The sequence below is a fragment of the Actinoplanes sp. NBRC 103695 genome (assembly GCF_030269485.1).
In the GTDB taxonomy this organism is placed as follows: domain Bacteria; phylum Actinomycetota; class Actinomycetes; order Mycobacteriales; family Micromonosporaceae; genus Actinoplanes.
The window spans coordinates 1-14391 of record NZ_BSTL01000034.1 but is presented as its reverse complement, the minus strand read 5'-3'; the positions used below and the strand labels follow the sequence as shown (position 1 = coordinate 14391).

Genomic DNA, 14391 nt, shown 5'->3' with positions numbered 1-14391 from the left:
TTCTCAGCTCAGGAACCTGGACGGGACACGGCGTGCTCTGTCATCCGGGCGGAAAGTCACCCACGAGAACGGCAGTAGAACCTAAAAGGTCCACACGTCGCCCTGTCGCCGCTTCGTGTCAGTCCAGGTTGAGTACCGCGTCGAGTCCGACCGTCACTCCGGTCAGATTCGGGACGGCGCGCAGCGAGGTGAGCACACCGGGCATGAGGGACTCCCGTGTTACGGAGTCGTATCGCAGCCTCAGAATTTCGCCGTCGATGCCGAACAGCACCTCTTGCGATGACATGAACCCACGGACTCGGACCGCGTGAACGGAGACTCCCTCGATGCGCCCGCCCCGCACGCCATGTGGGTCGCGATTGGTGGCATCGGGTGATGGGGCGCAGCCCGCTTCGGCGCGAGCGCGACCGATCAGTTCGGCCGTGTGCTGCGCCGTTCCCGATGGCGCGTCAACCTTGCCGGGATGATGGATCTCGATGATCTCGACAGACTCGTAGTACGGGGCGGCCTTCGTGGCGAACTTGGTCATCAGTACCGCACTGATCGAGAAGTTCGGAACGACGAACACGCTGACGTCATCATGGTCGACCAGCGCGGCGCGGATCTGCTCCACAGAGCGCTCGTCGAAGCCGGACGTCCCCACCACCACATGAATTCCTTGCTTGATGCACCACTGGACGTGCTCGTGGGCAACGTCGGGTGGCGAGAACACCAGCACGACATCAGCGTTGTGGTCGACGATGTCCTGCACGTCGTCATCAACGTCGATCTCGGCAACCACGGTCAAGTCGGAGCTGGCCTCAATCGCGCGCACCGACGCCACGCCCATCCGCCCGCGAGCCCCCAACACAGCAACTCGATTCATTTGGGTAGCCTAACCTATGTTGGCTGCCCGACTCCAGTACCCGATGATGGGGTCTGTCGATCTAACAGCTGATTTATGGGGTTTCATGGTGGTCCGTGGTGTGGTTGTCGGCGGGGAGGTGGACATGCGCGATCCGGAGGTTGTTGTGGTGGGCGGAGGAAACGCCGGCTACTGCGCGGCTCACGCCGCGGCCGAACGTGGGCGACGCGTAGTGCTGCTGGAGAAGGCCCCGCGGGCACATGCCGGTGGGAACAGCTACTACACGCTAGGTTCGATCCGGATGGTGCACGACGGGCTCGGCGACCTGCTCGAGGTCCTCGACCCTGATGAGCGCCACGCGCGTACCGAGGTCCCGCCGTACTCGGCGGCGGAGTTCCTGGCCGATCTGGAGCGGGTCACCGGAGGGCGGGGCGACAAGGAACTCACCGAGGCTGTCGTCGAGGGCTCGCGTGACGCTGTCCGCTGGCTGCATGCATTGGGACTGCGATTCCAACTGATGTACGAGCGGCAAGCTCACGAGCGTCCCGACGGGACGTTCGTGTTCTGGGGTGGATCGCACGTGTGCAACGTCGACGGCGGCCCCGGGCTGATGTCGGTCCATGAGCGCGTCGCATCACGACTCGGAGTCGAGGTGCACTACAACCGCTCGGTCACGGGACTGATGACTGATGGTGGTTCGGTCGTTGGCGTTCGGATAGGCGATCAGGAGCTTCCAGCAGAGTCGGTGGTGATCGCCAGCGGCGGTTTCGAGGCGAATGCGCAATGGCGTCAGCGCTACCTGGGAGACGGCTGGCAGCACGCGAAGGTGCGTGGCACGCCGTACAACACCGGTGACCTGATCCACGCGGCTCTGGAGATAGGTGCAGACCGTGGAGGCGACTGGTCGACCTGCCATAGTGTTCCGTGGGACGCGTCATTTCCCGAGAACGAGAGCAATCGCGCCTTGACGAACCGGCTCAGCCGGTACGGCTATCCGCTCGGCATCGTCGTCAACCGCCTGGGCCGACGGTTCATCGACGAAGGCGCGGACTTTCGCAACTTCACGTACGCGAAGTACGGCAAGGCGATCCTCGAACAGCCGGGGTCGGTAGCGTTTCAGGTGTTCGACGCGGAGTCGCGCCCGATGCTGGCGGCGTACGAGTACGAGATGCCCGGGATCATCCCGGTTGTTGCCGACAGTGTCGAAGAGCTTGCCGCGGCCATGGATGTCGATGTCGACGGATTCGTGCAGACGGTTCGGGAGTTCAACTCATCGATCGATACCAGCCGTCCGCTCGATCCGACGATCAAGGATGGCCGCAGCGCAGCGGTGGAGCCCATCAAGAGCAATTGGGCATCGGCGATCGAGGCGCCGCCGTACTACGCGTATCCGGTGACTTGTGGAATCAGCTTCACCTTTGGAGGCCTTCGCGGTGACGTTGACGGCCGGGTGCTTGATCGGTCGGGTGAGCCCATCCCCGGACTCTTCGCGTGCGGTGAAACGCTCGGGGGGCTCTTCAGCGAGAACTACCCGACTGGCTCTGGCCTGACCGGGGGAATGGTGATCGGGCGACGTGCCGGCTCACTGGCCTGAGCCGCCGCCCTGGGCGCGAGCACGTTCGCGGCTGGAAGCCGCCGTGCGGCCGCATGCCTCGGGATGAGCGCCGGTCTGCCGGTCTGGGCGAGGCTCTCACGATGGCTGATCGATGCCGGTCACCTCGTCCAGCCGTTGTTCCGCGGCGGCTTGCGGCGTGCACCACCAAAGTTAGGCTAACCTAAGTCGTGGTGCTATAGTTGGCCCTCGATCAGGGATGGCCGGTCGTTGCGCCGTTCGTTCGCGACCTGGAAAAAAGGGGCCAATTGCCGGATGTCGATGGATGAGTTGATCAAGGACGGCGATCGACATCTCGAATCGGGAGATCGCGCCGGCGATGAGGTCGACATTCTTGGTATCGGGTTCGGGCCGTCGAATCTGAGCCTGGCGATCGCGATTGAGGAATTCAATGATCGTCGCCGTGCGGGCCCCCGGCTGACGGCGAGATTCGTCGATGTCCGGCGACGGTTCGGATGGCATGACGGGATGCTGTTGCCGGGTACGACCATGCAGATCAGTTTCCTGAAAGACCTGGTCGCGCTGCGGACCCCGACCAGTCCGTTCACGTTTCTGAACTATCTGCACGAGCAGGGGCGGCTGTCCGACTTCATCAATCTCAAGACGTTCTTCCCGACCAGACGTGAGTTCCATGGATACCTGAGCTGGGCCGCGAGCCGGATCGACCTTCCGGTCTCCTACGGTACGAGGGCGACCTGTATCGACTGGGCCGGCGGGAGGTTCGAGGTCACGCTCGAGTCCATGGTCGACGGCTCGGAGGTGACGACGGCCGCGGCACGTCATGTCGTGATCGGCTCCGGTAGCCGGCCGGTGCTGCCGAAGGGGATCGTGCCGGGCGCCAGGGTGTTCCATAACCATCAGCTGCTGAACAGGCTCGCAGGGTTGCCCTCGCGGCCGCACGGCCGTTTCCTTGTCGTAGGGTCCGGGCAAAGTGCGGCGGAGGTCGCCGCGTACCTGCACGATTCGTATCCCGATGCGGACGTACACGCGTCCTTCCGCCGGTTCGGCTACAGCCCGGCCGATGACACGCCCTACGCCAACCGCATCTTCGATCCGGAAGCGGTTGACGAGTTCTACACGGCACCGCCGGAGCTCAAGCAGCAACTGATGGACTATCACTGGCAGACCAACTACTCCGCCGTCGACGCCGACCTCATCAGGGATCTCTACCAGCGTGAGTACGACGAAAGCACGCGTGGTGTGCGTCGGCTGATCGTGCACCGGGTCACCGGGATAGAACAGCTGAGCGAAGGCTCCGACGGGGTCACAGTGACGATCCGGGACCTGGGAAACAGGGGCAGCACCACGCTCGAGGTCGACGCTGTCGTCTTCGCCACCGGGTTCCGTCCCGCAGACACCCGCAGCATGCTCGGGCCGAGCATTGACGGGTCGTCCTCGTTCGAGGGGGATCTCCCGATCGTCGAGCGTGACTACCGGCTGCGTCTGCGCAGCGTTCCCGAACGGATCTTCCTCAATGGTGGGGTCCAGCACAGCCACGGGTTGACCTCATCCCTGCTGTCCAACGTCGCGGTCCGCGCCGCCGACATTCTGCGTGCGATCACCGACGAGCAGCCCGATCACTCCGCCGCCCAGCAACGACTGCCTGCTGCGATCCGGACCGACCCCCGATAGGAACAACGAGGAGCAGCACCTATGGCCCAGAACCCGTTCGACGACGACAACGGTTCCTTCTACGCGCTGATCAACCGCGAGGAGCAACACTCGTTGTGGCCGACGTTCAAGCCGGTGCCAGCCGGTTGGAGCATCGTGTACGGCGAACCCGGCGGCAGACCGCGTCAGGAAGTGCTCGACTGGATCGACGAGCACTGGACCGACATCCGCCCGAAGTCGTTGCGCGACCATATTTCCCAGTACTAGATACACCACACCGACAAGGCCGCCGGCACCTCCGATGCCGCCCTTGCGTAGCAAGACGGCCTGAACACCATCGCTGATCCCGTAGAACCCACCCTGCACAAGCCACAGAGGAGCCGGACATGCTTCGCGAAGTCCTGGGCGGAAAAATCCACCGCGCCACCGTCACCCAGGCCGATTTGCATTACGTGGGTTCGCTGACACTCGATGAAGACCTCGCGCGTGCCGCGGGCCTGACCGAAGGCGAGAAAGTTCAAGTCGTCGACATCACCAACGGAGCCCGTCTCGAGACCTACATCATCATCGGGCCCGCCGGAGGTGGCGACATCTGCATCAACGGCGCGGCGGCACATCTCGTCCATCCCGGCGACCTGGTGATCATCATGTCCTTCGTGCTGGCCGAGGAGTCCGAACTGGTCGGCTACCAGCCCAAGGTCGTACACGTCGACGCCACCAACCGCATCATCGCCTTGGGCAACGACCTCGCCGAGCCGGTCCCAGGAGCGGACGACCAGGCTTCTGGTCGCCTGACGGCGCCTTCGACACCAAGCCGGTGACATCGCGAACAGGTGCTTGTGGGCGGCATGTTTCTCCACCAGCAAGCCTACCTTTTACGCTCTCGGAGGCGGCTCCTCGAAGGGAAACCAATTGAGCATCGAACCGCTGGCCCTTGACGGGGTCGTTCCGTTTCCGTCGGAGACGGCAGCCAAGTACGTCGCGGCGGGGTACTGGCGCGACCAGACGCTGCCGGAGCTGTTGTTCGCCACCGCGGAGCGCTGTCCCGACAAACTCGCTGTCGTCGACCGCAAAGCCGAGTTGAGCTATACACAGCTCACGGACGAGGTTCTGCGCCTCGCTGCCGGTCTGCAGGATCTGGGGCTGAGCCGTGGCGACCGGGTGGTGGTACACCTGCCCAACATTTATGAGTACATCGCCTTCGTCTTCGCCTTGTGGGAGCTCGGGGCGGTTCCCGTCGTCGCTCCCATCGCGCACCGCCGTGCCGAGATCGAGCATTTCATCGAGATCGCCGAGGCGCGTGCCTACATCACAGTCGCCTCGGACAGCGGCACCGATCTCGCTGCGATGGCTGCCGAGCTGAAGCAGCGATGGCAACACCTGGAGCACACCGTAGTACTCGAACGTGATGGCGGCGGCGCTGAGTACCTGGCGTTGCAGTCGAAAGGATCGCTCGAGCACGCGCGACGGTGCAACCCGCAGGACGTCGCTCTGTTGCAGATGTCAGGCGGCACGACGGGCGTTCCGAAGCTGATGCCGCACACCCACCAGACGTACGGCTACGCGTTGCGGAGAAGCGTTGGGGAACGAGGCATCACCGAGCGCACCGTGCATCTGCTGGTCATTCCGATCTGCCACAGTATGTCGACGCGTTCGCCAGGATTTCTCGGTGCGTTCAGCGTAGGCGCCACCATTGTGATCGCACCGAACGGCAGCCCCGATGCGGCGTTCCCGCTGATCGAGAAGCACGGGGTGACCCGCGTTTCGCTGGTACCTCCGATCCTGCTGGCCTGGCTGAACTCCTCGCTCCGAAAGTCCTGTGACCTCTCCAGCTTGAAGGTGCTCATGTGCGGAGGCGCGAAGCTGACCGAATCAGTGGCGGGTCGGGTCGAGCCGGAGTTCGGCGTGCAACTGTCGCAGAGCTTCGGGATGGGAGAGGGCCTCGTCGTCAGCAATCCTGCCGACGTCGATCGGGCCACCAGCGTGCGATACCAGGGCCGTCCGGCGTCAGCGGCCGACGAGATCCAGGTCATCGATGACGAGGGCAACGAGGTGCCACCCGGTGTACCTGGTCACTTACTGACCCGAGGACCGTCGGTGATTCGCGGGTACTACCGCAATCCCGAGCAGAATGCGCTGGCGTTCACCAGCGATGGTTTCTACCGCACCGGCGACATCGTCGAGCGGGACGAGCGTGGATTCATCAGAGTCGTGGGACGGTCGAAGGACCAGATCAACCGCGGCGGCGAGAAGATCGCGCCCGAGGAGCTGGAGAACGCGCTGCTCACTCATGCAGGCGTCCACAATGTCTCCGTCGTCGGCGTCGATGACGAGGTTCTCGGCGAACGTGTCAAGGCGTACCTGATTCCCCGGACGCCGCAGAGCGCGGCCGATCTCACCTTGGGCAAGCTGCGCCAGTTCCTGCGCGACAAGGGTCTCGCCACGTTCAAGCTCCCCGACGTCGTGGAGGTCGTCGACGAGTTCCCGTACACCGCGGTCGGCAAGGTCAGCAAGCGTCTGCAGCGCGAGCTGAACTAGACGCATGTCGAACAAGACCACACGTGTCCTCGTCGTGGGCGCGGGCCCCGTCGGCATGGTCTGCGCGCTGGCGCTGAATCGGCGCGGCATCCCGGTGACCGTTCTCGAGTCCGAGCCGGCACCGGTGCAGGATCAGCGCGCGGCAACCATCCATCCGAGCACGCTGGAGATGCTCGACGACCTGGGCATCACCGAGAAGATCCGAGCGCACAGCCTGCTCTCGAGCACCTATCGCTTCCACGACCGGCCGACCGGAGACGTCGTGGCGGAGTTCGATCTCGGCCGGCTCAAGGACGAGGTCCGGTTCCCGTATGTACTGCAGTACGAGCAGTACAAACTGACCGCCGCCATCGCCGGGGAATACGCCGACGAATCCGACTTCGACGTACGGTTCTCCCACACGCTGACCGGTCTGACCGAAGCCGCAGGTGGCATCGAGGTGGAGTACACCTCCCCTGGCGGCACGGAACGTATGTCGGCGGCCTACGTCGTCGGCTGCGACGGTGGCCGATCGACGGTTCGCAAGCTCGCCGGCATCGAGTTCGAGGGATTCACCTATCCGGAGCGGTTCATCAAGATCGCGACCAGCTTCGACTTCATGACCGTCAAGCCGGATCTGGCGCTGCGCAACTACTTCTCCGACCCCAATGAGTGGGCCAACGTGTTCAAGGTGCGCGGAGAAGCACCCGAGGGGCTCTGGCGAGTGATTCTGCCGATCGGCCACGACGAGGACGACGCCACCGCGCTGTCGCCGGCGCGCGTCGAGGAGCGCCTGCAGAGGTTCCTCCCGAAGACCGGCCCGTACCACGTCGAGTACCGCAACGTCTACGGAGTCAATCAGCGCGTGGCTGCGAGCTTCCGTCAGGGGCGCATCCTGCTCGCCGGCGACAGCGCGCACGTCAACAATCCGATCGGCGGCATGGGCATGAACGGCGGCATCCATGACGCCATCAACCTGACGGAGAAGCTCGCGAAGGTGATCGCCGGTGAGGCCGGCGACGACCTGCTCGACCTTTACAGCCGCCAGCGTCGCCATGCCGCGGTGAACTACGTACAGGCCCAGACGATCGCCAACAAACGCCTGTTGGAGCAACGCGACCCCGAGGTGCGTCGACGCAACCTCAACGAACTGCGCCGCACCGCCGAGAAGTTCGACACCGCCCGCGCCTACATGCGCCGCGCGGCCCTGTTCGACAGCCTGCAGGACGCTGCCGCCGTCACCTGAGCCATCGGCTGCGGGTCTGGTGCAGTACGACGCGCCGTACCGCACCAGACAACGAAATCCACTCAGCTGACCAACAAGTTCGTCAGTAGTGGGCCCCATTTCAGCAGCCCGGAATCGGGCTCCAGGATGGACTGATGGTCCTCGTCCTCAGCAACGAAGAAGGAATAGTTGGTCAAATAGCCGTCCCATCCCAGCGCGTCCTCACGACCCAGCTCCGCCAGCCGGGGCGTATGAGTTGCGGAGGACGCGATCACGAGCGCCTCGATGTCGAGACTGCCCCCCGTCGGAGTAGACGTCAGGACATCACAACGACGTCCAGCCGTCTCGACAGCCTTCAACTGCTTCGCGTCGGCGAGCAACTCGTTGAACGCTTCTTCGCCGAAGGCTTTCAGCATTTCGTCACGCATCGACTCGGCAGATCCCGGTCGCACGAGGAGCTCCATCGAGCTTTCTGAACCAGCAGGCATGGCGTCCACGATCACCAGGGGTCCGACGCGCTCCCCTCGGGAGAGGAGCTGGCGCGCCACGGCAAACATGATATGCGCGCCATATGACCACCCCAGCAGTTCGTACGGGCCGGTCGGCTGCAGCCCCTGGATGACGTCGGCATAGGTCGAGGCGAGGTCTGCAAGGTCATCGAACTCGATATCCAGTCCGACGATCGCAGGATCATCGATTCCGACCAGCCCGACCCCGTGCGGGAGATATCTCGACAGTTCCGAGTACATGGATGAGGCGCCGAACTTCGGGTGTGCGCAGAACAGCGTGCGGCCATTCAGGGACTGAGTGAATCGGGTTGCGATCGCGGTGATGTCGACATTGGGATCTGCATCCGGATGCATCTTCGTATCGACAACCGAACTCAGCTCGCCGATCGTCGAAGCGGTGATGACATCCCGCATCGCTACGGTCACGGGGAACGTGCGGTTCATTTGCGAGGCGAGCCGCATCGCCGCGAGTGAATGCCCGCCCAGCCGGAAGAAGTCGTCGGCCGCGCCCAGGACCAGTCCCTCATCGAGGTCGAGCACCTCACGGAAGATCGCGGCCACCGCGAACTCGGTATCCGACTCGAGTGCCCGGCCCATGCCGACTCCGGCCGCGGCCACGTCGGCCGGAGGCAACGCTCGGCGATCCAGCTTTCCGGTCGGGGTGAGGGGGAAGGAGTCCACCGCGACGAGGGCCGCCGGGATCATGTAGTCAGGCAGGTACACGGCCAGGTGGTTACGCAACGACTCACTGATGTCGAGGTCCGCAGTGGTGATGTAATAGGCAGCCAGCTGCAGCCCCGTGGAATGCTCGAAAGCCACCACTTCGGCGCGCGTTATCCCGGGGAACTTCTGTACCACGTCCCGGATCTCGTCCGGTTCGATGCGATAACCGCGAATCTTGATCTGCTCGTCGGCGCGACCGAGGTAGTCGATCATCCCGTCATCATTCCACCGGGCGAGGTCCCCGGTGCGATACATGCGTTCCGCTGGTTCCCACGGACAGGCGACGAAACGCTCGGCAGTCAGCGCGGCTTGGCCCCAATATCCGCGCGCCGTTCCTGCGCCGGCGAGGTAGAGCTCGCCGGCGACGCCGGGAAGGGCAGGTTGCAGGTTCTCATCGAGGATGTACGCCCGGGTGTTGAAGATCGGCGTTCCGACACTGGAGGTGGTGCTGTCGGCCAGATCGGCACCGAGAGCATTGATTGTGTACTCGGTAGGTCCGTAGAGGTTGTACGACTCGACTCCGGGTGCGCCGCGCAGTTGCTGCCACAGCCGGTCGGGGACAGCCTCGCCACCAAGGGAGACGAAGACGACACCGGCCGCATCGGACAACACGGACCGGCCGGCCGGCCGGTCTCGCTCGAGCAGTCCTTCTTCGACCAGCAACTGCCCGTAGGACGGGGTCACATCGAACCCGTCCACACGCACCTCGTCATAGTGAGCCAGCAGCCGCTGATGGTCGCGTCGCATCTCCTCGTCGATGACGTGAACCTCGTGCCCGTTCAGGAGCCAGAACAGTTGCTCCCACGAGGCATCAAAGGAGAAGGACGTCGTGTGCGCGATCTTCAACCGGCGCCCGCGCTGGTGGTCCACCACCCGATCGAAAATCTTCTCGACGTGGTTGAAGTACATATTCGTCAGTCCGCGGTAGCCGACGGCGACTCCCTTGGGCCGTCCGGTGGTTCCCGAGGTGAAGATGATGTACGCGAGGTTGTCGAGCGAGACCTGCCCGCCTCGTTCCGCTGCCGTGACCGGAGCTGGAGCAATCTGCGCGAGGCGATCCACCGTCGTCGCGGAATCCAGGTTGATCACCCTGCCGGCGGTGCCGGCGACCCGATCCACGTCGCGGTCAGTCACCAGAGTGACGGTCGGTTCAGCGACCTCGAGCATGTAGCCGATCCGTTCGTCCGGCAGTTCACTGTCCACCGGGACGTAGGCAGCTCCAATGGCGAACACCGCAAACATCGCGATGACCGTGCGCTCGTCGCGCGGCAGCAGCAATGCGACCCGACGCTCCGGGCACACCCCCTCTTCAAGGAGCAGGCGGGCGTAGCGATTCACCTCGGCGAAGAACTCCGTGAAGGTGAACGCACGATCGCCGGCGACAAGCGCCGTCTCCGATCCGGACAGCCCCACCTGCCGATGCAGCAACTCGGCGACCGTGACCGGCTCGATGTCGCGGATGAGATCAGCGGCGATACCCGTATGCGGGGCAGCCTCGTCCGGCAACAGGGCGGACAATGTGCCAACGGGCTCGTCAAGCCGGCGAGTAAGAGAAACGAGCACCTGGACGTAGCGCTTGAGCAACAGCTCGGCGGCCGGGGCATCGAAAATGTCCCGGCGGTAGGACAGGCGCACGTGCACGGTCGCCGCTCCGTCGCGTTCTTCTGGGTCGACCGCGAACGTCACTGGGTAGTGTGTCGCGTCATCGACCTTTGCGCCGACGACCTGCAATCCGGCTGTGTCCTGCCCCCCAGCCTTGCCGAGCGGCACGTTCTGCACCACAAACAGCGTGTCGAACAGAACAGGAACGCCGGCATTGGTCTGGATCTGTGTCAGAGCGGCTTGCGGATGGTCGATGACGAGCAGCTGCTCGCGCTGGACCCGGGCGAGCAACTGCCGATTCGTTTCGAACGGGGGCAGACCCACCCGCATCGGGACCGTGTTGAACAGCAGCCCGATGATCCGGTCAGCGTCGGGCAACGACGGCGGCCGCCCGGAAACGGTGTTACCGAATACGACGTCGTTGCTGCCGGTGAGCCGGCTGAGCGCGATCCCCCAGGCGGTCTGCAGCAGGGTACCCACCGTGACCTTGGCGTCTCGTGCGGTACCGAACACCATCGCGGCCTCTGCCGGGCTGAGATCGAGGTGAAGTTCACCGGTCTCGCTCTGTGCATCACCGAGGTCGACGAAGTCAGGGCACAGCAACGTGGGACCAGCCAATTCCGCAAGGTAGCCGTCCCAGGCGCGATAGGCGGTAGCGGGATCCTGGTCGTCGACCCAGTCCAGATAAGAGCGGAAAGACGCCGGTCGCACGCGATCGGCGTATCCGTCATCGGCGTAGATGCTGAGGATCTCGGCGAACAGCGCGTTGATGGACCAGCCATCCAGCAGGATGTGCTCAAAACTCATGACCAATATCCACGCTCGGTGGCCGATTTCGAGCAGTGTGAATCGGATCAGCGGCGGGACCTCGAAGTCGAACGGCTCACCTCGCTCGGCCGCCAGGAACTGCTCCACATCGACCCCACGGCCACCCCAGTCGTCCAATCGGATGACCCGCACCGGGACTTTGACACCGGACGGGATCACCTGTACGTCACCGGGAGGAACGAACGCTGCCCGGAGATTGGGGTACCTCTCCATCGCACTGGCGATGGAGGTCGTCATCCGCTCGGGGTCGACATCTCCCGCAAGCTGTCGGGTGATCTGCGAGACGTAGGTGTTGTGGTCGTCGGATTCCCGGGACCGTAGTAGGTGATAGAACAATCCGCGTTGCAACGGGGCAAGCGGAAGGATCTGGGCATCGTGCCCGTAGCGGGCGCGGATGGACTCTTCTTCGACGGGCGTCAACGTGGCCCGGTCAGCGCGACGCAAAGTGAATGCTTCTCGACGCTCGTGGCCGGCAGCAGGGATTCCGGCGCCGGCAACCTCGTCAGTAATGGCGGCGGCCAGCGCCCTTGTGTCGACATCAACGGTGTCCGCCGACTCCACCCAGACGCGGACGACGTAGTCGCCAGACTCACGACCCGCGACGTGGACCTGGATGCCAAGTCCATCCTCTGGTACGCCGACACCCGCGGCAGACTCGGCGATCAGCTCCGCTCGGCTACGGAACACGCTCACGCGGATCCGTGGGATCGGAAGGTCATCGAAGAAGCGGCTGAACCGGGGATGTCCGGCCAGCGCGGCGTATTCGGCCGCTCGCTCCGGGCTCAATCCGGTGACTCCGTCATCGTCAAGTAGCACGGGGAATCTACGCGTCTTCAGGGGACCGTCGGACTCGTGGAGCTCCACGAGCAGATCACCTTCAGCGATCCCGGACAAGGCCTTGGCCACGGCCGCCAGCACAACGGACGAAAGCGAAGTCTCATCTGCGGCGGGAACCGCTCGTCCAGCCGTGACGCTCAACGCTTCCGAGTCGCCTCGCTGCCGCAGCACGGTGGCGGTCGCATCAGCGAGCTGGTCTACCCACTCCTCCCAGAACGGATCGTCAAGGACGGCCGCCAATTCGTCGTCCTTGTATCCGGCCGCAGTCGAAGTGGACGTGACGACGACCATCGGGATTTTTGCCCGATATGCGGTGACCAGCTCGGTGAGCTTCTTCGTGACCGCATCCAGCATCTCAGGATTGCCGGTCTCGGCGACCAGTTCACCGGTGCCGCTGTCGCGGATCGCCAGCCGCAAGGCGAGGCTTGCTCCCGACAGGGAGTGACTGACGTGGTCGATCGCCGCCCGCCAGAGCGGAGCCACGCTGATGTCGAAATCTTCAAGCGGCAGATGGAAGCGGCGCGTGTCGCCGACGTTGTCGTCAGCTTCGGCCTGGCCCTCGCCGCCGGCGCGAACGATCTGGGCGAGTTGCTTGACCGTCAGATCCGGGTGCTGGGAGCCGAGCACAAGGAAGCGCGCTGTGTTCCGCAACAACCGTGACGTGGTTTCCGCCGAGAACAACTCGCGGGCCGCGTTCAGATTCATTCCAAATGCCCCGCTGCCGAGTCTTTCGATACTCGACACGAGATCGAACAGCGCAGGCTGAGATGCCAGTGGGCCATCCGCAGTGGTCGAGGCGTAGTTGGTGAGCGGCGACGCCGCACCAATATCTCCACCGCGATCCACGTAGGCGGCCATCACCTGGAAAAGCGGACTGATCCCGACCTGCCGCGGCGGGTTCACCGCCTCGACGACGTGCTCGAACGGAACGAGCTTGTGGTCGGCAGCTTCGAGCATGCGATCACGGCAACGTAGCAGCGTCTGCACGAAGCCCGCTTCAGCGTCGATATCGGCGCGCACCACGACGGTGTTGACGAAGTACCCGATCAGGTCGTGCAACTCGGGCTTGTCGCGCAAACTGGCCGGAGTGCCGATAGGTACAGAATCGCCTGCCCCTTCGTCCCAGAGCGCCAATGAAAATGCCGCAATCAACGCCTGCAGCGGCGTTGCCTTGTGTTCGACCAGTAATTCGTTGACCTTGGCTGTCTCATCGGCGGTGAGGGACGTGGTTGCCGGCTGAATTGTTCGTTCTTCGGATCCGTCACGTGGCCGGTCGAGAGGCAGGGCGGTTTCCGTCGGGAGCCCCGACAGCGCATCTTGCCAGTACTGCAGGTCCAATTGATAGCGGGAATCCGGGTCTCTCCGACTTCCCAGGACATGCCGCTGCCAGACCGCGAAGTCAGCATACTGAGTCGGCAGGGGCTCGACCTCAGTGGGATTTCCGGTAACCGCTTCGATATAGAACTCGTTCAGTTCACGAACGAGGACGACAAAGGAATCCGCATCGGTAACAATATGATGCCCGTAAGCGACGAGAACATCGCCGCCAGAATGACGCAGCAAATGAAACTTCAGCCCGAACTCGGAGGTGAAGTCGAGTGGCAGTCCGGCAACCTCAGCGATCTTGTCGCCGAGCAGCTCGGAAGCGACGTCTTCGACCTCCAGGACCTTGGTGTCCTCGCGGGGTACCGGAGATATGACCTGGCGCAGTGATGAGGACTCCTCGTCCGGCACGAGGATCGTACGTAGAATCTCGTGACGAGCGACTATCCGACGGATCGCCGTTGCCAAAGCATCCAGGTTGAGCCGCTCACCTGCCTGCAACACGATTTCGGTCCGATAGATCGAACGCCCTGCGATCTGCTCGGTGAACCAGAGTGCTTGTTGTCCGTAGGAGACGGGTAGGACGGCTGGGCGGGGTAGGTCACCGATGCGTGGGCCGGATGTCTCGGTGGTGGTGGTGGTGGTGGTGGTGTCGGCGATGTGGGCGAGTTCGCCGATGCGGGGGTGGTCGAAGACGTCGCGGAGCGTGAGTGCGGTGCCGAGCAGGGCGTTGGCGCGCGCGACGACTCGGGTGGCGAGT

Annotated in this window: 8 protein-coding genes; 6 read left to right on the top strand and 2 right to left on the bottom strand. The window is 63.9% G+C overall.

Annotation, left to right across the window (positions count from 1 at the left end; all coding sequences use genetic code 11):
• Positions 1-118 precede the first annotated feature (118 nt).
• Entirely contained in the window at positions 119-865 is a 747-nt protein-coding gene (dapB, locus tag QSK31_RS40680; RefSeq protein WP_285690170.1) for a 4-hydroxy-tetrahydrodipicolinate reductase, read from the bottom strand.
• 124 nt (positions 866-989) lie between these two features.
• On the opposite strand from dapB, the gene tcuA reads away from it, so the two are divergent.
• The 6 genes from tcuA (at position 990) to QSK31_RS40650 (ending at position 7830) form a co-directional block, all read left to right on the top strand.
• Positions 990-2438 carry an FAD-dependent tricarballylate dehydrogenase TcuA gene (tcuA, locus tag QSK31_RS40675; protein ID WP_285690169.1) on the top strand — a complete coding sequence of 483 codons (1449 nt, stop codon included), beginning with the start codon at positions 990-992 and terminating at the stop codon, positions 2436-2438.
• A gap of 228 nt (positions 2439-2666) precedes the next feature.
• Positions 2667-4088 (top strand): lysine N(6)-hydroxylase/L-ornithine N(5)-oxygenase family protein, encoded by a 1422-nt coding sequence (locus tag QSK31_RS40670; protein WP_285690168.1) that lies wholly within the window; start codon positions 2667-2669, stop codon positions 4086-4088.
• A 21-nt stretch (positions 4089-4109) separates the two neighbouring features.
• Positions 4110-4334, top strand: coding sequence for an MbtH family protein (locus tag QSK31_RS40665; protein WP_285690167.1), 225 nt, complete (start codon positions 4110-4112; stop codon positions 4332-4334).
• A 119-nt stretch (positions 4335-4453) separates the two neighbouring features.
• Positions 4454-4888, top strand: coding sequence for an aspartate 1-decarboxylase (gene panD / locus QSK31_RS40660; protein ID WP_285690165.1), 435 nt, complete (start codon positions 4454-4456; stop codon positions 4886-4888).
• Between the two features lie 91 nt (positions 4889-4979).
• The gene (locus QSK31_RS40655) at positions 4980-6605 is read left to right on the top strand and encodes a (2,3-dihydroxybenzoyl)adenylate synthase (protein WP_285690164.1); all 1626 of its coding nucleotides are present in this window, start codon (positions 4980-4982) and stop codon (positions 6603-6605) included.
• A 4-nt stretch (positions 6606-6609) separates the two neighbouring features.
• Positions 6610-7830 (top strand): FAD-dependent oxidoreductase, encoded by a 1221-nt coding sequence (locus tag QSK31_RS40650; RefSeq protein ID WP_285690162.1) that lies wholly within the window; start codon positions 6610-6612, stop codon positions 7828-7830.
• 62 nt (positions 7831-7892) lie between these two features.
• Here the strand turns inward: QSK31_RS40650 and QSK31_RS40645 are convergent, their stop codons facing one another.
• On the bottom strand, positions 7893-14240 hold the full coding sequence (locus QSK31_RS40645; RefSeq protein ID WP_285690254.1) for a non-ribosomal peptide synthetase: 6348 nt from the start codon (positions 14238-14240) through the stop codon (positions 7893-7895).
• Positions 14241-14391 lie beyond the last annotated feature (151 nt).